This is a genomic window from Streptomyces sp. MST-110588 (assembly GCF_022695595.1).
Lineage (GTDB): Bacteria > Actinomycetota > Actinomycetes > Streptomycetales > Streptomycetaceae > Streptomyces.
In genome coordinates this window covers 173,687-193,533 of sequence record NZ_CP074380.1, presented here as the reverse complement: position 1 = coordinate 193,533, position 19,847 = coordinate 173,687, and the positions used below count along the sequence as shown (strand labels likewise).

The 19,847-nt window shown below is 71.3% G+C and carries 18 protein-coding genes and 3 pseudogenes; 11 read left to right on the top strand and 10 right to left on the bottom strand.

Annotated elements, in window-relative coordinates:
* Nucleotides 1–82: 82 nt before the first annotated feature.
* Nucleotides 83–1,126: a hypothetical protein gene (locus KGS77_RS00965; RefSeq protein WP_242578125.1), complete on the top strand. Its 1,044-nt coding sequence runs from the start codon at nucleotides 83–85 to the stop codon at nucleotides 1,124–1,126.
* Nucleotides 1,127–1,301: 175 nt separating this feature from the next.
* Nucleotides 1,302–1,505 (top strand): hypothetical protein, encoded by a 204-nt coding sequence (locus KGS77_RS00960; protein ID WP_242578111.1) that lies wholly within the window; start codon nucleotides 1,302–1,304, stop codon nucleotides 1,503–1,505.
* Nucleotides 1,506–1,563: 58 nt separating this feature from the next.
* On the opposite strand, the gene KGS77_RS34800 is transcribed toward KGS77_RS00960, so the two are convergent.
* Both KGS77_RS34800 and KGS77_RS00955 read right to left on the bottom strand, forming a co-directional pair.
* A complete protein-coding gene (locus KGS77_RS34800; protein ID WP_347404414.1) occupies nucleotides 1,564–1,797 on the bottom strand; it encodes an aldehyde dehydrogenase family protein in 234 nt (77 codons plus the stop codon).
* A gap of 2 nt (nucleotides 1,798–1,799) precedes the next feature.
* Nucleotides 1,800–3,218: a succinic semialdehyde dehydrogenase gene (locus KGS77_RS00955; protein WP_347404413.1), complete on the bottom strand. Its 1,419-nt coding sequence runs from the start codon at nucleotides 3,216–3,218 to the stop codon at nucleotides 1,800–1,802.
* Between the two features lie 410 nt (nucleotides 3,219–3,628).
* On the opposite strand from KGS77_RS00955, the gene KGS77_RS00950 reads away from it, so the two are divergent.
* Nucleotides 3,629–4,213, top strand: a complete 585-nt coding sequence (locus KGS77_RS00950; RefSeq protein ID WP_347404569.1) for an oxygenase MpaB family protein — start codon at nucleotides 3,629–3,631, stop codon at nucleotides 4,211–4,213.
* A 137-nt stretch (nucleotides 4,214–4,350) separates the two neighbouring features.
* On the opposite strand, the gene KGS77_RS00945 is transcribed toward KGS77_RS00950, so the two are convergent.
* The 4 genes from KGS77_RS00945 to KGS77_RS00930 form a co-directional block, all read right to left on the bottom strand.
* The gene (locus tag KGS77_RS00945) at nucleotides 4,351–5,487 is read right to left on the bottom strand and encodes a polyprenyl synthetase family protein (protein WP_242578108.1); all 1,137 of its coding nucleotides are present in this window, start codon (nucleotides 5,485–5,487) and stop codon (nucleotides 4,351–4,353) included.
* A 195-nt stretch (nucleotides 5,488–5,682) separates the two neighbouring features.
* Nucleotides 5,683–6,702 carry a diacylglycerol kinase family protein gene (locus KGS77_RS00940; RefSeq protein WP_242578106.1) on the bottom strand — a complete coding sequence of 340 codons (1,020 nt, stop codon included), beginning with the start codon at nucleotides 6,700–6,702 and terminating at the stop codon, nucleotides 5,683–5,685.
* Nucleotides 6,703–6,706: 4 nt separating this feature from the next.
* Complete coding sequence (locus KGS77_RS00935) at nucleotides 6,707–8,311, bottom strand: MFS transporter (protein WP_242578104.1); 1,605 nt, start codon at nucleotides 8,309–8,311, stop codon at nucleotides 6,707–6,709.
* Entirely contained in the window at nucleotides 8,308–9,168 is an 861-nt protein-coding gene (locus KGS77_RS00930; RefSeq protein WP_242578102.1) for an SDR family oxidoreductase, read from the bottom strand. The genes KGS77_RS00935 and KGS77_RS00930 overlap by 4 nt, the downstream gene beginning before the upstream one ends.
* Before the next feature lie 412 nt (nucleotides 9,169–9,580).
* On the opposite strand from KGS77_RS00930, the pseudogene KGS77_RS00925 reads away from it, so the two are divergent.
* From KGS77_RS00925 to KGS77_RS00895, 7 genes and pseudogenes are all read left to right on the top strand, one after another.
* Nucleotides 9,581–10,473, top strand: a pseudogene (locus KGS77_RS00925) (sigma-70 family RNA polymerase sigma factor).
* A 227-nt stretch (nucleotides 10,474–10,700) separates the two neighbouring features.
* Complete coding sequence (locus KGS77_RS00920) at nucleotides 10,701–10,889, top strand: hypothetical protein (protein ID WP_242578099.1); 189 nt, start codon at nucleotides 10,701–10,703, stop codon at nucleotides 10,887–10,889.
* Nucleotides 10,890–11,059: 170 nt separating this feature from the next.
* The gene (locus KGS77_RS00915) at nucleotides 11,060–11,668 is read left to right on the top strand and encodes a hypothetical protein (RefSeq protein ID WP_242578097.1); all 609 of its coding nucleotides are present in this window, start codon (nucleotides 11,060–11,062) and stop codon (nucleotides 11,666–11,668) included.
* A gap of 478 nt (nucleotides 11,669–12,146) precedes the next feature.
* On the top strand, nucleotides 12,147–13,088 hold the full coding sequence (locus tag KGS77_RS00910; protein ID WP_242578095.1) for a hypothetical protein: 942 nt from the start codon (nucleotides 12,147–12,149) through the stop codon (nucleotides 13,086–13,088).
* Nucleotides 12,991–13,872, top strand: a complete 882-nt coding sequence (locus KGS77_RS00905) for a hypothetical protein (protein ID WP_242587232.1) — start codon at nucleotides 12,991–12,993, stop codon at nucleotides 13,870–13,872. The genes KGS77_RS00910 and KGS77_RS00905 overlap by 98 nt, the downstream gene beginning before the upstream one ends.
* A pseudogene (locus tag KGS77_RS00900) lies at nucleotides 13,869–14,498 on the top strand (serine hydrolase domain-containing protein); the annotation flags it as partial. The gene KGS77_RS00905 and the pseudogene KGS77_RS00900, both read left to right, overlap by 4 nt.
* A gap of 253 nt (nucleotides 14,499–14,751) precedes the next feature.
* A complete protein-coding gene (locus KGS77_RS00895) occupies nucleotides 14,752–14,985 on the top strand; it encodes a hypothetical protein (protein WP_242578094.1) in 234 nt (77 codons plus the stop codon).
* 122 nt (nucleotides 14,986–15,107) lie between these two features.
* Here KGS77_RS00895 and KGS77_RS00890 read toward each other — a convergent pair.
* The 3 genes and pseudogenes from KGS77_RS00890 to KGS77_RS00880 all read right to left on the bottom strand — a co-directional run bounded on the left by KGS77_RS00890 (nucleotide 15,108) and on the right by KGS77_RS00880 (nucleotide 17,027).
* Nucleotides 15,108–15,646, bottom strand: a pseudogene (locus KGS77_RS00890) (GNAT family N-acetyltransferase).
* Nucleotides 15,643–15,993, bottom strand: coding sequence for a hypothetical protein (locus tag KGS77_RS00885; RefSeq protein WP_242578092.1), 351 nt, complete (start codon nucleotides 15,991–15,993; stop codon nucleotides 15,643–15,645). Before KGS77_RS00885 ends, KGS77_RS00890 begins: the two are co-directional and overlap by 4 nt.
* A 107-nt stretch (nucleotides 15,994–16,100) precedes the next feature.
* Nucleotides 16,101–17,027, bottom strand: coding sequence for a LysR family transcriptional regulator (locus KGS77_RS00880; RefSeq protein WP_242578090.1), 927 nt, complete (start codon nucleotides 17,025–17,027; stop codon nucleotides 16,101–16,103).
* 71 nt (nucleotides 17,028–17,098) lie between these two features.
* Between KGS77_RS00880 and KGS77_RS00875 the strand changes: the two genes are divergently transcribed.
* On the top strand, nucleotides 17,099–17,791 hold the full coding sequence (locus KGS77_RS00875) for a maleylpyruvate isomerase N-terminal domain-containing protein (protein ID WP_242578088.1): 693 nt from the start codon (nucleotides 17,099–17,101) through the stop codon (nucleotides 17,789–17,791).
* Nucleotides 17,792–17,903: 112 nt separating this feature from the next.
* Here KGS77_RS00875 and KGS77_RS00870 read toward each other — a convergent pair whose 3' ends face one another.
* The gene (locus tag KGS77_RS00870) at nucleotides 17,904–19,826 is read right to left on the bottom strand and encodes a Xaa-Pro dipeptidyl-peptidase (protein ID WP_277994302.1); all 1,923 of its coding nucleotides are present in this window, start codon (nucleotides 19,824–19,826) and stop codon (nucleotides 17,904–17,906) included.
* Nucleotides 19,827–19,847: the final 21 nt, after the last annotated feature.

Below are 19,847 nucleotides of genomic sequence, written 5' to 3'. Positions count from 1 at the left end.
GGATCAGCACGCGAGCAGCGGGATTGCGTGGTCCGGTGCAGTGCTCCGGGAACCCGCAAGCCCCGACAGGAAGGTCAGAGGTATGCGCGCCAAAGGCATCTGCTACGACACCGGCTTCCTCCGCAAGGGCACCAACTCCCGGGAGCGCTTCGATCCGGACCTGGTCACAAGGGAGCTGGCCGTCATCCGCGACGACCTCCACTGCAACGCCGTCCACATCACCGGCGGTGACCCGGAGCGCCTGGAGTTCGCCGCCCGCTGCGCCGCCGACCTGGGACTGGAGGTCTGGTTCTCGCCCTACCCGTTGGAGCTGACCACCGATGAGATCCTCACCCTGTTAGCCGACTGTGCGGCGCGGGCCGAGCGACTCCGGACGCGGGGAGCCGAGGTCGTGTTCGTTGCGGGCGTCGAACTGAGCGTCATGAACCAGGGGTTCCTCGAAGGCGACAGCACCGAGGAGCGACTCGGCCGGCTGCTGGGCGACCCGGCCCGTCGGCCCGAGAAATTCGCCGCGGTCGCCGCCCGCCTCAACGCCTTCTTCCGCGAAGCCGTGCCGATGGTCCGCGAGCGCTTCCACGGCAAAGTCACGTACGCCGTCATACAGTTCGAAGGCGTCGACTGGGATGTGTTCGACTTCATGACGTACGAACTCATTCGGTCCGCGGAGGTGGCCGACCGATTCCGGGAGGGCGTACGCAGCCTGGTCGCACAGCCCGAAGCCGCACAGCCCAAACCGGTCGCCATCACCGGCTTCGGGACCGCCACCTGGCGCGGCGCGGGTGACATGGCACCGCGCAGCATGGGAATTCTCGAATACGACGAAGCCACCGGCGCGCCGCTCCGGCTGTCCGGGAAGTACGAGCGGGACGAGGCCGGCCAAGCGGCGTACGTGCGTGAGCTGCTGGAGATTTTCGACAGCGAGGGTGTCGACAGCGCCTTCGTGTTCCTCTTCGCGGTCCACAACCTGCCCCACCGCCCTGACGGCGATGCCCGCGACGATCTTGACCTCGCCAGCCTCGGTGTCGTCAAGGTCCTCGAAGACCGCCACGGCGACACCTACCCCGACCTGCCCTGGGAGCCCAAGGCCGCCTTCGCCGCGGTTGCCGACCACTACCGCGGCGGCTGACCACCTCCGGTCATCAGGGCAGGCGTCCCCCGCTCGTCAACCGGGCGCTGCCACTTGTTACGTTGATCCCCGCTGCATCGCCCCTGCGCACCGCTGTGTTCCGCCGCGTTCCGCCGTGTTTCGCCGCTGTGACGTGCCGGCGGAGCGGTGATCGGTGCGTCAGGGGAGGGTGAGAATGACATTCGGATGGCTCAGGTGGCTGCGTTATGCCGACGACTTCGGCTACAGCCACGGTCTGCTGCCGGGGACGGTGGGAACGGTCGCCGTTCTCGGCACGGCCTTTGTCGCCGGATATCTCCTCCGCCGGGTCGCCGTGGCCTCATGGGCCGTACCCCTCGTCCTGACCGGTGCCGGAATCGCCTGGCTCGCCACCCACTGAGCCGGTGTCCGGGAGGGGCGGCATCCGCCCGGTCGTCATGGTTCGCCCCGTTGAGATTTCATGCACGCAGATGCTTGGCGAGCAGCAGCAGACGTGTGACGAAAGTGGCATAGGACTGTCCGGACAGGGTGTCCGGCGGTGTCAGGGGCAGCAGGCGCTGGGTGGCGACGGTCTGCGCTTCGGTGTAGCTCAGCAGGCCGTCCCGGCCATGCCGGCGGCCGACGCCCGAGTCCTTCATCCCGCCCATGGGGGCGTCGACGGAGGCGTACGCCGCTGCGTACGGTTCGTTCACATTCACCGTACCGGCCCGGATGCGGGCGGCCAGGGCCCGTGCGCGGCGGGACGGGAGGTCCAGATACTGGCGTTGAGTCCGAAGCGGCCGGCGTTGGCCTGCTCCACGGCGTCCTGTTCATCCCGGAACGAGGCGACGGCCGCCACCGGCCCGAAGACCTCCTGGCCGTACATGCTCATCGCGTCGGTGACCCCGGTGAGGATCGTGGGCTCGTAGAAGAAGGGCCCCACGTCCGGCCGGGGACGCCCGCCCGTTACCAGTGAAGCACCTTTGCCGGTCGCGTCCCGGACGTGTTCGTCCACGGTACGCAGCCGGGCCGCGGAGGCCAGCGAGCCGATGTCGGCCCGGTAGTCGAAGGCGGCGCCCAGGCGCAGCGCGCGGGTGGCGGCGGCGAAGGCCCGCAGGAAGTCCGCACTGCGATCGGCGTGGACGAGCACCCGCTCGGCCGACATGCACAGTTGACCGGCACCGGTGAAGCAGGCCCGCACCGCACCGCGTACGGCGGTGTCCAGGTCGGCGTCGTCCAGCACGATGAAGGCGTTCTTGCCGCCGAGTTCGAGGGTGCAGTCGATGAGGTGTTCCCCGGCCAGGGCGGCGACGCTGCGGCCCGTCGTGGTGGAGCCGGTGAACGTCACATGATCGCTGCGGGCGACCACGGCCGGGCCGACCTCATCGCCCGGACCCGTGACGACCTGGTGCAGACCGTGCGGCAGTCCCGCCTCGTGCAGCAGGTCCCGTACCCGCAGTGCGGTGAACGCCCCTTGGACGTCGGGTTTGCACACCACCGCGTTACCGGCGAGCAGCGCGGGCACGGTGTCGCAGACGGCGAAGGTGAGCGGGTAGTTCCATGGAGCCAGAACGCCGACGACCCCACGGGGGCGGCGGTGTTCCACCACATGTGTGAGCAGGGGCAGGGCTCCGCGGCGGCGCCGTGGGCGCAGCAGGGCGGGGGCGCGGCGCGCGTAATGGCGGGTGGTCAGGGCGCAGTCGATCACCTCTTCCAAGGCGTGGGCGCGCGCCTTGCCCGCTTCGTACTGGATCAGGTCGAGCAGGTCGTCCCGGTGGCGCAGCAGCAGGTCGTGGAAGCGGAGCAGGACGGCGGCCCGGCCGCGTACGCCGGTCTCCGCCCAGGCGCGCTGGACCGTACGGGCGCGGGAGAAGACACGGTCCAGGTCGCGTGGCCCGCAGTGCGGCACACGGCCCAGCGGTGCGCCGGTGAACGGCGCGATGCTGAGGGTGTACCCGGCGGCGCCGGATCCTGTGCCCGTACCTGTGCCGGCACCGCTATGAGTGTCCGTGCCGGTGTCGACCACGGCCCGTCCCAGGGGAAGTCCGGTGCGGCCGGCCAGGGGGATCGCGCGGGTTGGCGTAGCGGTGGGGTCTGCCGCCGGGGGCGATGTGGTTTCGCGGCCTGCTGCCATGCCGTCGGTGTATTCGTCATTCGATCGGAAAGGAAAGTTCACGGATCCTACTAGGATTCAGCGGAAGTCGGGATCGAGGTCGGGGCCAAGGTCCCAGGCCGTGCGCGGCCGAAGAACTCGTGAGCGTGATGGGGAGATGTTCACATGGTGCGGGTATTCGCGGACCGTTACGGGAACGCGCGGCGGATCGTGACGCTCGACGGGATGCGTGACCACCTGGAGATCTACCGCATCAGTTCGGGCCTGGAATTCCCCTGGGACTATCAGCGGGCCCTGGAATCGGCACTGATCCGGACCTTCGCCGTCCCCGGGATCGGCGGACTGCTGGACGCCACATGCCAGTTCGCGCGGGCCGGACAACGCCGGTATGACGACACGCTCGTTCTCATGGCGGCTCTGGTCAAGTACGGATACGACTCCCCGGAGGGAGGACCGCACTGCGGACGATCAACAGGGCACACCGCTGGTACGCCATCAGCAACGAGGACATGCTGTATACGCTCTCGGCATTCGTCCATGAACCGATCAGATGGATCGACGCCTACGGTTGGCGCCCGCTGCTGGAACAGGAGAAGCTGGCCGCCTTCTGGTTCTACCGCAATGTCGGAGAGCGGATGAACATCCAGGGAATTCCCTCCGACTACACGCAGTTCGAAGAATTCAACAGGGAATACGAACGGTCCCGGTTCGCCACCGCGCCCAGTGGTCGCAGGGTGGCCGACCAGGCCCTCGGTGTGGTCGGCCGGTGGTTCCCGGCGCCGGTGCGGCCGGTGGTGCGCCGGGTTGTCGTCGGCCTCATGGATCCGCCGCTGCGTACGGCTTTCGGGTACCGCGAGCCGCGGCTGCTGCCGTACCTCGTCCGGGGGACGCTCCGGGCCCGGGCCCGGGTGCAGCGCCTGGGGCCGGCCCGCCGCCGCTCGTACTACGACGACCCGCCGAAGGTACGCAGCTACCCCGGCACCCAAGGCGACTACGGCATCGCGGACTTCGGGTGAGCGAGCCTTCCCCGGTAGACCCTCGGTGGCGCCGGAACCGCTGACGACCGCCCGCCCACGGCTCGTCCCGGCGACGGTACGGCCACCACCGTCATCACCCTCGCCCTCACCACCGCTGCCATCGCCGCTGGTCCGGTTCAGGCCACGCGCACCCGCCGCACCGTATGGCGGGCCAGCGCGTGGATGAAGCAGCTCTGCCGGGTGCCCGGCAGCAGTGGCTTCACCTGTTCCCAGGCCGCCAGCAGCATCCGCTCCGCCTCGTCGACACATGCGTCGACGGCGCCACAGGTCTCCAGCGCACCGATCGCCTCCCGGACGCCGTCCTCGCTCAGGTGCCCGTCCCGGACGAGGTGCCAGACGGCCTCGACGTCCCGGCGCGGCAGCAACGCCACCGCGTGGGCCAGCGGCATGGTGACCTTTCCGTTGCGCAGGTCCTCGGCGACGGACTTCGTCGGGGCGCCGGCCCGGACCACACCGCGCAGATCCAGTACGTCGTCGGTGATCTGATACGCGGTGCCCACGGCCTCGCCGAATCGTTGCAGCGCCCCGGACAGTTCGGCGGAGGAGCCCACGAGCAGGGCGCCGACGTGGAAGGCCGCCCGGACCGGGGCCCCGGACTTCAGCCGGTGGGTGAGCCGCACCTGGTCCAGGAGGGGACCGGCGTTCCCGGTGGCCACGGCCGTGTCCATCTCCTCGCGCAGGCCGAGGATGTCCAGGGCCTGACCGGCGTGCGCGGCCCGCAGCGCCGACAGGTACGCGTCCTGTACGGCGCAGCGCAGCACCACGTCGTCCGGCACAACCCGGCGCAGCGCCCGGTCGAACGCGAAGAAGGCGGCGGTGCCGGCGTTGAGTGCGGTGGGCGTGCCGTAGACGGTGTGGGCAGCGGCTCTGCCCCGTCGTACGGGTGCCTCGTCCTGGACGTCGTCGATGATCAGCGAGCCGGTGTGCATGAGTTCACCGGCTGCCAGGAGAGGCGTGTAGAAGACACTGTCGCCCCCGAGCACGTGAATGATCTTCGCCAGCAGATAGGGCCGCCAGCGCTGGCCGCCGGCGTCCACGAGGTGGCGCACCGGCCGCACCAGCGTCCGGTGGACACGGTCCTGGACGTGCCCCGCGAGCGCGGGCGGGAGTTCCTGGTCCGGTGACAGCCCGAGCAACTCGCGGGTGACATCGAGGTTCAGGGCGTTGGTGTCCGGGTAGAGGGCGTTGATATGCGCGCTGAGCTGCGCGGCGAACCGGCGCATGTCCCTGCGCAGCGCCCCAGGAAGCTCCACGCCCTGCTGCCGGCTACCCGGCCGCCCGGAGTGCATCCGTCCTCGCGCGCGAGAGCCCGGCGCGTCGCTCGTACCGGTACCGGAGTTCACCGGCGAGTAGTGCTCAGGAATTTTCCTCACCATGTCCTTTTCTCAAGCAGGCGTTCGGCGGCGGTGGAAGGTGGGAGAAGGGGAGGGAAGGGGAGGGAAGGTCTGTCACAGGGCGACGGCCAATGCTCCGCGGGTCGAGGAGAACCGCACCTCCCGCCGTGGTGTGAGGACTTCGCCGTCCACATGGACGGCCACCGGCCGGGTCACGGTGACCGACAGGCTCTGCCGGCCGGCGAAACGCCGTACCGGTCTGCCGTTGTGCTCGTGCCGGGGCCGCAGCAGCATCCGGGCCAGGAGAGCCGCGCAACGGTGGGTGGAAAGGTCCGTGAACGCCAGTGCTTCCAGGTCGTCCTGGAAGGACGCGGCGGGGCACGGGGCCAGCGGCCAACGCCCCATGTACGCGTACGGAGAGGTGTTGGCCACCAGCAACGCGAAGACCCCCTCCGTCCGCTCGGCCCGCTGCTGCGGTTCCTCCTGCGGAAGGGCCACCGACAGGGCGGGAACCCTGCGGTCGGTACCGGAGAGGAAGTGCCGTGCCGCGGGCATCAGATAGCGGCTCCACGCGCCGGACCGGCCACCGCCCCGGCCTCGTTGCCGCCACCTTGATTGCCGTCGGCCCGGTGGGCATCGGTTTTCTTGCCGGCCTTGTTGGACGAGTGCCATCAGCTCCGCGCCGAAGCCCACTCCGGCGGCCGTGAGGAAATAGCGGTGGTCCGCCTTTCCCAGATTGACGACCGTCCGCCGCCCCTGGCCGACCGCCTCGGCCAGCCGTCGGGCGGCCGGCACCGCATGCCGCCCCAGTCCCAGCGCGCGGGCGGCCACGTTGAGCCCTCCGGCCGGGAGGATGCCCAGTGCGGGCACGGCCGGCCGGTGGTGTGGCCCCGCGTCCCATCCGTCGGCCAGCAGGCCGTTGACGGCCTCGTTGACGGTGCCGTCCCCGCCGAGCACCGCGACCAGCCGTACGCCGTCCCGCCGCGCCGCCCGGGCCAGATGAAAGGCGTGACCGGGGCACGCGGTGACGGCGACGTCCAGGCGCACCACGGGAGTGAGTTCGGCCAGGACGGCACGAAGGACCGCGTCGCCGGCCCCGGTCGACGCCGGGTTGACGATGAGCGTGCCGCGCATCACCTCACCCCGTCCGGCTGCTCGGCGGGCACCGGGGCCGCTGCCTGTGGCGGGGTCGGTGGCGCCGGTGGTGATGCCGCCGACCGGCCGCGGGGCAGCGCGCCGAGTACCAGGCACACCCCGCGCAGCAGATACCGGCCGACAGCCAGGACGTCGTGCGCAGCGCGGCGGTGAACGCCTGCGCGGCGTCCTCGGCCAGATGCCGGGCCGCCCCCAGGAGCCGCAGGCGCTCGGACGGCTGCAGCCGCCCCCGGCCCGTGGACGCCCGGGACACGAGCCGTTCGGCCTGCGCCAGCGCGCCGAGAAGGTGGTCCCGGGCGCCCGCGGGCACCGGAGCGCCGGGGGACCGGGCGATCCGGGAGGAGTAGACGGTGTTGAAGACCGACCCGACGACCGCTACGCCGGAGGTGCTGCCCACACTGCGTACGGCGTCGTTCACCCCCGCTCCGATGCCCGCCCGCCGCTGTGGGACCGCCCGCATGATCAGGCTGGTGGCAGGCCCGCCGGCCAGCCCGACACCGAGCCCGATCAGGCTCAGGAACACGTACAGGCGGCTCAGCGACGAACCGGCGGTGGTCCCGGCCAGGACGACGAAGGCGCACACGTTGAGCAGCATGCCTACGGCCATCACCGTCCTGGCCCGCGTCCGGCGGGCGAGGACGGCGGAGACGAGCCCGCCGACGGCGACCGCGAGCCCGCCGGCCAGCAGGGTCCGCCCGGCGGCCAGAGGGGACATGGCCTTCAGGCCCTGCAAGTAGAAGGTGAGGAGGAAGGTCGCTCCCACGAGGGTGAAGAACATCAGGCAGAGCATCGTCGCGGCGACCGCGTAGCCGCGGTCGCGGAAGAATCCGAGCGGGAGCATCGGTGCCGGTGCCCGCCGCTCCCAGCAGATCATCGCCGCGAGCAGCGTGGCACCCAGGGCGGCGACCCCCACCACCAGGGGATCGGTCCAGCCGAGGACCGGCGCCTGGATGAAGCTCCAGATGACGGCGAACAGGCCCGCCCCGGACAGCAGGAGTCCCGCCGGGTCCGGTGGTGGCGCCTGGTCGTCGCGGCAGGGCGGCACCAGTACGGGGACGCAGCACAGCGGCAGCACCACCAGGGGAAGGGTGCCCCAGAAGCACGCCCGCCACGAACAGTGCTCCAGCAGCCAGCCGCCCGACACCGGCCCGAGAAGGACACCCACCCCGGCGACGGTGGACCAGATGGTGATGGCCAGTCGCTGGCGGGCCGGCTGCGGGAACACCTGCACCAGTACGGACAGGGTGGAGGGCATGATGAAGGCCGCGCCGAGCCCCATCACGGCACGGGCCGCGATGATCTCCGCTGCGCTGTCCGCCAGGGCGCCGAGTACGGACGCCAGACCGCAGATCACCAGGCCCGCCACCAGCGCCCTGCGCCGCCCCCGCCGGTCACCCCAGTTGCCCGCCGCCAGCACCCCCGCGGCGAGCGCCAGCATGTGAGCGCCCACCACCCATTGCAACTGCGCCGAACCGAGGTGGAGATCGCGCTGCATCTGCGGCAGCGCGACGTTGAGGACCGTCTGGTCCACGCCCAGCAGGAGCAGAGCCAGGCACAGGACTCCCAGTACACCCCACTGCCGGGTCATGATCGTCCCTCCTGGCGCGGGACGGGGAAGCGGGCACGCACCACAGCGTCGAACAGCGGCCCCGGCAGCAGCCACCGGAGCCCCACCGTCAGACGCGCCGCCGCGCCCACCACGTGGCGCGGTCCCGGAGAATCCGATGCCAGCACCCGCCCCACCGCACGGGCTACTTTGTCGGCGGATACCGCCCCGTACCGGTACGGAGTCCGCTGCACGCGCGCGTAACAGTCGGCCAGGGCATCGCGGAAGGAGGCATACGCCCCGGTTCCCGGCCCGCGGGCGGTCAGCAGCCGCACCGCCGTCACGATGAACCGGGTGCGCACCACCGCGGGTTCGATGGCGCTCACCCGTACGCCGAACGGTGACACCTCATAGCGCAGCGCATCGCCGAAGGAGGCCAAGGCGTGTTTGCTGGCGTGATAACACCCGCCTCCGGGCAGGGTGAAGCGACTCGCCACCGATGAGATGTTGACGATCCGGCCCTCGCCGCGCCGGCGCATTCCGGGAAGAACCAGTTGCGTCATCGTGATGTGCCCGAAGACATTCACCTCGAACTGCTGGCGCACCTGATCCATGTCCAATTCCTCGACCGGGCCCGTCAGGGCGTACCCGGCATTGTTGACCAGACCCCATACCGCGCCGTGCCGGGCTTCCACATGCCGTACGCATTCACGCATCGCGCCGGCGTCGGTGAGGTCCACGGGCAGGATCCGCGCTCCGTCCGAAGCCAGGTCCCCTATGGATCCGATGTCTCGCGCCGTCGCGTAGACGGTGTGTTCACGGCCGAGAAGATGCCGGACCACGGCCCGGCCGATGCCTGACGAGCAGCCGGTGACGACCACTGGGCGTTCCTGTGTCATCGGTATCGGCCCCTTTTCTCCCGTTGTCCTGTCGTACGGGCCCTGTGACCGTGCCGTGGGCCGGCCCGGCTCCAGGTCTTTCCCGTCTTTTCCCGCTCGTCCCGGCCTCCGCCGGTACCCCGTCGGCGGGATTCCCGTCCGCTTCCGTTCGCTCCGGTCCGGTCGCTCCTGTCCGCTGCGCTGCCCGTACAACGACCGCGGGTCGGACAAGTCACTTGAGGTGAAGTGCATATGAGCGCGTCGGTCCCCTCCTGGACGAGGGCGTCGGCCCGGTTATGTTTGCCGCGCCCGCCCGTCACATCGAGCGGGTTCCGTACGTCAGTGCTGTGACGGAGTGCTGTGACGGACGGCGAGACCGCAGGACAAAGGGCAGGAGCAGGGATTCATGAGCGGGACGACGGAGACGAGTGGGATGTACGGGGCGGGAGAGACCGGGTTTCTGGCGGAGCGGTTCGAAGAGCACCGGACCCACCTGCGGGCGGTGGCCTACCGGATGCTCGGCTCGCTGAGCGAGGCGGACGACGCCGTACAGGAAACCTGGATCAAACTCAGCCGCGCCGACACCGGTGCCGTGGGGAATCTGGGCGGCTGGCTGACGACGGTGGTCGGCCGGGTCTGCCTGGACATGCTGCGCGCCCGCACCGCACGGCGCGAGGAACCGATGGAGGATCAGGTACGGCTCCCCGACCCGCTCGTCAGCGGCGTGCACGGCATCGACCCGGAGCAGCAGGCGCTGCTCGCCGACTCGGTAGGCCTTGCCCTGCTCGTGGTCCTGGAGACGCTGGCCCCCGCCGAGCGGCTCGCCTTCGTTCTGCACGACCTGTTCGCCGTGCCCTTCGACGAGATAGGCCCGATCGTCGGACGTACCCCGACGGCGGCCCGGCAACTGGCCAGCCGCGCCCGCCGCCGGGTTCAGGGAGCGGCACCGGCCCCCGATACCGACCTCGCCCGCCAGCGCGAAGTCGTCGACGCCTTTCTCACCGCAGCTCGCGGGGGCGACTTCGAGGCACTCGTCGCGGTCCTCGACCCGGACGTCGTGGCGCGCTCCGACAGCGGGACGGAGCGGCCGGGCGCGGTGCTGCGCGGTGCGGCGGCGGTGGCCGGCCGGGCGATGACCTTCGCCCGGTTCGCCGAGGCCGCACGGCCGCGCTGGTCAACGGGGCCGCGGGCGTCGTGGCGGTGTCGCAGGGACGGCCGCTGTCGGTCATGGCGTTCACGATCGCGCAAGGCAAGGTCGTGGCCCTGGACATCCTCGCCGACCCCGAACGCCTCGCCCGGCTCGACCTCACGGTCCTCGACCGCTGACCCGGCAATTCCACGGTGTCGAGTGCGATATGCCGACGCGTGAGTTCCGTGCTCCGTGGCGCTGATTTCCTTCCCGGTAATCGGCGTTGTGGTATCTCGCGTAATCGTGGCCTGCGTCGCGGCTCCGTGAATGCTCAGGAGTTGCCCGGCCTGCCCGACGGGGGTTGAATTACCCGTAGGAAGAAGTGCGATACAGGCATTCGGCATTCTCTCAAGGGGTTGATCTTATGTTGCCTGTTGAAACACCGTCCACCACATCGGCGCGTACGGAGAAGCTGGCAGAAGACGTAGAGGGGCTCCTGAACCCCGTGGAGGCCGATGGCAGCTTCCACGACTCCGCGGAATGCCTGGTCCTTCTCATCGGCGGAGCGGGATTCCTCCTGTCCCCGCCGGCGCCGCGGCCGACGAAACGCTAGAAGCGTGGCCGAAGGACCCGAAAGACCGGCAGGCCCGATAGATCGGAAGGCCCGGTAGATCCTGAAGGACTGAACGCTTCGACCGCACTGGACGAGACGGTTCAAGAATTCGCGCGTGTGGTTGTCTCCGCCCTCCGGGCGGGGGCAACCACTTCGACCTGCTCTCTTCCGTGGTCACGCGAAGTGACGATCCGCTGGCGCCCGCGGCGGCGCGGGTGCTCGGCGCCGACGTCCTCGCCCCCTGCACCCTCCTGGGACAGACCGCCTCGGAAGCGGACATCGCGCTCCTCGGCACGGCGGCCCGGGCCTTTCCGCCGGCCGCGGGCTCCTCGTCCAGCGAGTGGAACCACTGGGGGCTGCTGGGCGCGCTGCGCCTGACCGGTGCCACGGCCGGCACCGCTGCCGGGACCGGCGCCGAGCCCGCCGCGTCCTGGGTCACCGCGGACCCCTGGCCGCGGGTGACCCATCGGCTCGCGCAGGTGGCCGCGCTCGCGGGGCTGCCGCTGCCGTCCGAGCTGAGTGCTGCCGCGGGCGGACGGGTCGTGGACGTCGCACGGGGCTTCGTACGGGCCGTACGCCGCCGCGACTGGTTCCAGGCGGCCGGCGCCGGACGCTGGCTGGCCACGATGGACGACGTTCCGCCCTCGCTGGGCCTGGACCGCGGCCTCGCCTTCGTCGCCCAGATGGGAGGCGACGACGCCAGGGTGGCCCTCCACGTCCAGGTCGCGCAGGCCCTGCTCGTGGGCACGGCGGGGGCCACGCGGCCGGCGGTCCGGTGACCGCCGCCGGGCCGGCCGCCGGACCGGTCACCGGGCGCAGAGCCGGACCGGTGGACGGTGGCCCACGCGCCCAACCGGAGCGGATCGCGGCGGCGGCCCTGGGCTGGCTGTACCGGCACCGGGACGGCTTCCGGCTTCCCGACGACCCCACCGGCCCGCAGCACGACCGGAACGTGACCTTGCGCCCCCTGGGCGAGCTGGCGCAGGTAAGCCACTCCATCGCCCGCCTCGGCGACCTGGCCCCGGGCGGCGGGTCCGGTGCGTCGGACGGCGGGACCGGTGCGATGGACGGCGGGACCGGTGGGACGGGAAGGACCGGCGAGTCCAGCGGGACCAGCAAGGTAACCGGTGTCGGGGAGGTCGGTGGGGTCGGCGACCTGGCCCGCGCGCTCCTGGATTTCGCCTGGCGGGAAACCGGCCGGGAGAGGTCTTCGCCGCACTGGCACGGCGCGAGCCGCATGCGACGTACCCGCTGGAGATGTACGCGGCCTTCGCCGAGGCAGGGCTGCGCCACGACCGTTTCGAAACGTTCCTGCGCGCAACCGTCACCACCCGGGCCTGGCGTCTGACCGAACGCGAACCGACGCGCACACTGGCCGTACTCCTCGCCGAGCGCAGGCTCGCACTCCCGCCGCACTGCGACCGCGAAGCGGCCCAGGCACGGACCTGGCTGGGCGGGCTGGCCGAACCGTGGGCATTCACCACATCCGCCGGCTACGCCGCCACGCACCACGTCTTCCACCTCACCAACTGGGGCGCGGAACCGCGGGCGCTGGCCGCCGCCGTACGCGACCACCTCGCCCTGTGGCTGCCGGCCTGGCTGGACTGCACGGTAGCGGCGGGCCACTGGGACCTGACCGGTGAGCTGCTCGCCGTCGCGGCCATGCTCCCGGTCCCGCCCGCCTCGCCGGCTCCGTACGTCCTGCCGGGAGTCGCCCAGGCGTGGCGGGCGCTGGCGGCGGCGCAGCGGCCCGACGGCGCTGTCCCGGAGGTCGCGGAGATCAAGGGAACCGTGGACTCCCCGGAGACCGTGTACGTTCCGGAAACCGTGGACGCCCCGGAGCCCGACGAGGCCGAGCACACCTTCCGTACCTGCTACCACTCCACCCTCGTCACGGCCTTCGCCGCCACACTCGCGGCTCATATGGCACGCCGTACCTCCGACGACGACCCGGTCCCGCCCAGACCCCGGGCCCGAGCCCGGCACCGCCGTCACCCTCACCCGCACCTCCGTCACCCCCGCCCCACCTCGGCCAGGACCCCGCCAGGAAAGGACCGCGATGACCACAGCCCCACTGCTGCACCAGGTCGGTGCCGGTGCGCTGAACTGGCTGGAGGCCCACCGCGAGCACTTCCGTCTGCGCCTGAACCGGGACACCCCGGCCCGTCAGGTCAAGGAACGCCTCAAGCCCGTCGGTGAACTGGCACTGGTCGGCCGCATCCTGACCCGCGAGGGCGTCACCGGATCGCGCCAGGCCGCACAGATCCGGCGGCTGCTGGACTTCGCCTGGCAGGACGTCCTCGAAGGCGGCGAGGTCCTGGCCTGGATGCAGCGGGACGAGCCCCTCTCACCGGTGCCGCTGGAGCTGTACGTGCCCTTCCGCGAGCTGGGATACAGCCACCCCGGGGTGGCAGAACACGCCCGCCTGGTCAGCCGTACGACCAGTTGGCGGGCGCTGGAGGCCCCGCCCAGCCGGCGGCTGGGAATCGCCCGTTTCGCCGCCCGCGCGGGCCTGCCGGCCGGCATCGACGAGCCGGCGGCGGTCCGCCGTACCTGGCTCGGCCACACCCCCGAGCCCTGGACGGTCGACCACCACATCGCGTACGCCGTCACCCACACCGTCTTCCACCTCACCGACTGGGGGGAACGGCTGGGGAACCTGCCCGAGGACATAGCCCGCTACCTCACCCTGTGGCTGCCCGTATGGACCGAGGAGTGGGCGCTGCACCGGCACTGGGACCTGCTCGGCGAACTCCTCGTCGTCGACGCCTGTCTGCCCCGGCCCGCGCTCGACACCGGCATCTGGCAGCGGTACGCGGACGCGCAGAGCCCGGAGGGAGCCATGCCCGTCCAGCACACGATGCCCACCGGGGACGCCGGCGAGATCTTCGACCTCGTACACCACCCCACACTCGTCGCGGTCTTCGCCTCGACCATGGCCGTCTCCCGGGCCATGACCGCGCTCAGCGACTCCGCCCCATGACCGACGCGTACATCGGCCCCCGTCAACTGCGCGCGACCGCCGAGCGCTTCGAGGCTCCCGACGTGGTGCTGGCCCTGTCCCAGGACGGCCGGCGCACCGTCGTCTCCGCCGGCACCGCCACGTACGGGTACGGAGCGCCCGCCCGCGAGGCACTGCGCTACGAACTGGGCTCCGCCTCAAAGACCTTCACCGGGCTGCTCCTGGCCCGCCTGGCGGAGGACGGTGTGCTGAGCCCGGGCGACCCGGTCACCCGTCATCTGCCCGTCAGCCCGGCACCACACGTTCACCGTGACGCCATCACCCCCTTCCACCTGATCACCCATACGTCCGGGCTGCCGCGCCTGCCGCGTGACATCTACCGCCGGGCGCTGCCCCATTGGCGTACCAATCCCTATGTGCACTACGCGCCGGGCCAACTCCTCGACGCCTTCGCCCGCAGCCGTCCGCGTCACGCCCCGGGCACCCACTGGCACTACTCCAACTTCGGTGTGGCGCTCCTGGCCCCCGCCCTCGCGCACGCGGCTGCCGCCCCTTTCGACCGGCTGCTGAGCGCCCATGTCCTGACACCACTGGGCCTGGCCGACACCGGACTCGGCCCCCAGGGCGCCGGGCTCGACGGCACGGGGCAGAACCCCACCGAGATCGCCCCGACCGGGCCGCCGCCGCGACCGGGCCCGTCACCCCGACCCGGCTCGTCACCGTGGTCACCGACGCCACCGGGCACGACAGTCTCGGGCGCAAGGCGCTTCCGCCCTTCGACGCCGCGGCCTTCGCCGCGGCGGGAGCCATCCGCGGCACACCCGATGACCTGCTCACTTACCTGGAGGCTCACCTCCGGCCCCGTCGGACCCCCGTGCTCTGGGCCAGGCGCTCCGCGCGGTGCAGCGGCCCGTGCTCCGGCGCGGCCGTGGGCATCTCCACACCCACACCCTCACCTGGTTCCGTCACTCCACCGACCACGGCCCGGTCTACTTCCACGGCGGCGCCACCCCTGGCCAGGAAGCCTTCCTGGGCTTCCGCCCGGCCACCCGTACCGCCCTCGCCGCCTTCGCCACCCGCCGCTACCGGCGCGGCAGCAGCCTGGCACGGGCCGCGTACGAACTGCTCGTGTGACCGAGGCAGAGGGTCGGGCCGGACCGCGACCGCTCCCGAGCGACTCGGACACACCACCCGGACACACCACTCGGACACACCACTCGGACACAACGCCCCAGCAGGCAACTCGGCAGCCTGAATCAGCCCTCGCCCCTCGTACCGACAGCGTCTCGCAGCGACTTCGCCATCACATGTTCCCGTTGCCGTCCCCCGCCGGGCGACGCGCCCCCGGTTTGCCCGGCCATCTCGAATCCGTGCCGCCGGTACAGCGCGATCGCGTACGCGTTGCCGGGCCCGACCGCGAGCCGCAGCGCGTCCGCCCGCCGGCGTACGGCCCACTGCTCCACCGCCCGCACCAGACGGTCCCCGACGCCCGCCCCCGGGCAGCACCGTCGACCCACAGGGAGATCAGCTCCACAACGCCGTGATGCGTGCCGAGAACGCCACTGGCCATGCCGACGGGCTTCCCGTCGGTCACCGCGACGACGTTGTAGGAGTCCGTGCCGTCCAGGCGGGCACGCCATCGCTCCTCCTGGTCGCCGTCGCCCTGCCAGTCCGCGAGCGTGGACGCGAAGGCGTACGGCGCGTCGGCGAGTGCGGCGAGCCGCAGCGCACGCCACACCGCCCAGTCGTCCGCCGTCAGTTCCCGTAGCCCGAGTGCATGGGGGAGCCCGGTCACAGCCACCGCTGGGCGGCTTCGACGCTGTCACCGCCACTGGTGTTGAAGGCGATGGCGGCCTTCGGGGCATGCCGTCGGACCAGGTTCACGGTGTGCTCGAAAAGCGCCAGCAGCGGCTCGGTTTTACGTATACCGCCCCCGATGACGACGACGTCCCAGTCGCGCTCGGTCAGCGCCGCCACCATCACCGGCTCGGCCGATGCGTCCGGCGCGACCAGGGTCATGGACGCGTCTATGGAATGCTCGCCGAAACGGGACAGTTCCGCGTCGAGCAGTGCGCGCAGAGCGTCTCCGTCCATGCCGGGTACGGCGTGCGGGTCGATGCCGATAACAAGTACGTGGGGCATGACCCGAACAACGACCGGCCGGTCACGTCGGTTCCCGCCGTACCGCGTCGGTTTCCGCCGTACCACCGCGTCGGTTCCGTCGTACGTGCCGCAGCGAAGTTCCGGGCTCAGAGCGGCGGTAGGGGCCGGCTCGGAGGAAAAGCCGTACGGAGCTGGGCCAGAAGGGCTCTGGCGACGGGGGTACGGGTGTCGTCGGTCCGCCAGGCCAGGGCGATCCGGCCGCGGGGCCGCGGGTGGGTGATCGTCAGCGTCCGGAGCCCGATCCCGGCCTGGATGTCGTCGGGCAGCTCGGGCACCACGGCCACGCCCAGCCCCCGGGCGGCGAGCCGCGCCAGCACGTACGGGGTGGACGCCTCGAAGGCGATGCGCGGCTGGAATCCGGCCTGGGCACACGCCCTTTCCAGTACGCCGCGCACGCCGGTGCCGCGCGGCAGGCTGATCAGCGGGCGGTCGCGGAGCCCGGCCAGCGGTACGCTCGTACGCTCCCGGTCCGCCAGGAGAGGGTCGTCCGGCGCCACGGCGGCGACCAGAGGTTTGTCGATGACGACCTGGAACGAGATGCCGGGCGGCGGTGCCTCCTCCGCCAGACCTACCGCGGCGATGTCCAGCTCACCGTGCCGCAGCGCGTCGAGCATCCGTTCCGAGCTGTCCTCGACGAGGGAGATCTCGGTTTGCGGGTGGGCGTCGTGGAAGTCGGCCAGGACGGAGGCCACATCGAACCCCCGGGCAGCGGCGCCGGAGATGATGCCGACCGCGACCCGGCCGCGCAGCAGCCCGGTGAACTCCTCCACGGTCTGCCGCACGCCCTGGGCGGCGGCGAGCATCGCCCGCGCGTACGGCAGCACCGCCCGGCCCACCTCCGTCAAGGTCACCGACCGCCCGGAGCGGACCAGCAGCGGCTGCCCGAGTTCCCGTTCGAGCTGCCGGATCTGGGCGCTGACTCCGGGCTGTGCCAGGTGCAGGCGCGCGGCGGCGCGGGTGAAGCTGGCTTCCTCCACCACGGCGACGAAGTACTGGAGTTGCCGGAGTTCCATAACTGATCATTCTAGGGACGAGAAAAACAAGTTCTTGGACATATGGGAAGCCGGCCGATCACCCTTGCCTCATGAAGAACGCGAGGGCGACGGGAACGGCGGCAACGACGGGAACGGCGGCAGCGGCGGAACCGGCGAGGACGACGACGCCGGACGTCAGAGCCGCCATCGCGGCCGAGCGCCGCGAGCTGGCCGACCTGCTGGACGGTCTGTCGCCCGAGCAGTGGGACATGCCGTCCCTGTGCGCGGGGTGGCGGGTGCGGGAGGTGGCAGCACACATGTCGCTGGGGTTCCGGTACCCCTTTCCCAAGGTGGCCCTGGAACTCGTCAGGGCACGCGGCGGCCTCCACCGGATGACCGACCGGTGCGCCCGCAAGGACGCCGCCGCCCTCTCGACGCGCGAACTCGCCGCGGCACTGAGGGACAACGCCGACCACCCTGGAAGCCGCCGGTCGGAGGCTACACGTCCGCGCTGGGACACGACGTGGTGCACGGCCTGGACATCACGGTCGCCCTGGGCCTGGACCGCCGCGTCCCGAAGACCGCCTGCGCATCCTCCTGGGGACCGTCACCCCCGATCCGCGAAGTTCTTCGGTGCCGGCCTGGACGGCGTCGAACTCCGTGCCGAGGACCTGGACTGGTCCTACGGCACCGGCCCACCTCTGACCGGCGCCGCCCAGGACCTCCTGCTGCTCGCCTTCGGGCGAAAGCTCCCGCCGGGCCGTCTGCGCGGGGAATCGGCGGCCCGTTTCACCGCTCGCTGAGTCCCCGCTGAGTCACGGACTCTCAAGGGGCACCGGCGGGCGTCGGCCGGTTGCGGGATGCCGTGAGGGTGAGTGCCGTGAGGGGTGGCCCCGTAAGAGGCCACCCCGGTCGTTACTTCAGACGGCCGACGGCGGAATTGCCTGCGCCGGCGGTGTCCATGCCGCGCAGGGAGGCCGGGTAGCCACCGACCAGCGGCAGGGCGGCCGAGGTGCCGTGCAGGTCGACGGTCAGCTTGGGCGTCGTGGACGGCGCGTCGATGAGTCCGGCGTCCGTGCCGGCCACGATCAGGCCCAGCCGGTGACCGGCCGGGACCACATGGTCGGCCGTGCCGAGATCCAGGGTGATGGTGTACGGCTTACCGGGGACCACCTCACGCCGGGGCGAGTCGGCGTAGTGGCCGAGGTCGGCCCAGCCGCGGCTGAAGACCGTCCGGTCGACCTCGGTCTTGTTGGCGACGCCCTTCTTGAAGCAGCCGGTGTCGGAGGTGTTGCCGCTGCCCACACAGTCCTTCTCGGGAAGCATGGTGATGCCCCCTCCGGAGCTGTAGTTACGGATGGTGGCCGGACCGATGTCGACCAGTACCGCGGACAGGGTCGCCGACCCGGTCGACGGGGTGACCCGTACCGTCACCGTCCCGTGGCCGGACAGCCGCAGGTCACGGCTGAGCGGCCGAGTGGTGAAACCGGCCTTGTCGGGCGTCGGCTGGTCGATCTTCGCCGCCCACTCGGTCTCCTTCACCTTCGGGTCGTCGGTGAACTCGGCGGTGGCACCGGCGGGCGCCGCCTCCGTACCCAGCGTGCCGACGCCCGCGACGGGGCCGGCCACCGGGCGCAGCGTGGTCGTCCGCGTGCCGCTCGGCGGCCAGACGCGGTCGGTGGTCCACTGGTCGGGCGCACGCTCGATGTCGGCCATCGGCTCACGGTCGATGCCGTTGTCGTACTCCATCAGGTAGTGGTCGAACCAGCGGTGCAGGGTCGACATCCACTCCTGGCGACGGAAGTCGAACGGGTCGCTGTGACCGGCCGTGGACAGCCAGATCTTGCGCTCCACGCCGTTGGCGGCGAGCGCGTCCCACCACTTGTTCAGGTGCTGCGTACGGACGTTGAGGTCCTGGAGGCCGTGCACCGCGAACACGCTGGCGCGGACCTTGTGCGCGTTGGTGACGAAGTCCCGCTCCTCCCACATGGCGGTCCGGTTGCCGTTGCGCGGCGCGCCTTCGACGAGCGCGCGGTCCACGGCCTGACAGCGGGCCTTCGCCTCGGGGCTGTGCACGTAGCGGGACTGTCCGGCGATGCCCTCGGTGGAGTTGGTGGAGGCGCCCTTGTAGAAGTAGTAGTCGTACCAGGAGGTGGGGCCCGAAATGGGGACGATGGTCTCCAGACCGTCGACGCCGGTGGCCGCCACTCCGTTGGCGACCGCCCCGTCGTGGCTCTTGCCGATCATGCCGACCGAGCCGGTGGTCCAGTTGGCGTCGACGTCGGTGCTTCCGGTACGGGAGCTGTAGCCGTGCGCCCGGCCGTTGAGCCAGTCGATGACCGACTTCGCCGAGGCGATGTCCTCCCGGCCGCCGACGTCGTTGCAGCCGTCGGAGCGGTTGGTTCCGGACAGGTCGACCAGGGCGACCGCATAGCCGCGGGGTACGAAGTAGTTGTCGTAGTAAAGCGGGAACTGGGCGGGGTTGCCCTGCGCGTCGTACGTTTTGACCTGGCTCTCCGGGCCCCGTCCGATGGACTGGTAGTACGGGCTGGCATTCATGATCACCGGGACTTGGCGCCCCTGCTCGGCGGCTTCGCGGGGCCGGATGATGTCCACGGCGACCCGGTCCGTACGGCCGGTGCCGGCGCCGTCGATGCCCGTGTCCACCCAGATCGTCTCGCGGATGGCGCGGTCGTAGGAGTAGACGGGGGTGCTCTCGGTGGGGCCGGTCCTGGCGGGCGCGGCGACCGCGGGCCCCTGGGGTGTGACGATCACGGCGGTTAACACGGCTGCTGTCGCAGCGAGGACACCGGGTTTGCGGTGACGCGTGGTGCGTATGTTACGCAAGTTAATCAACAC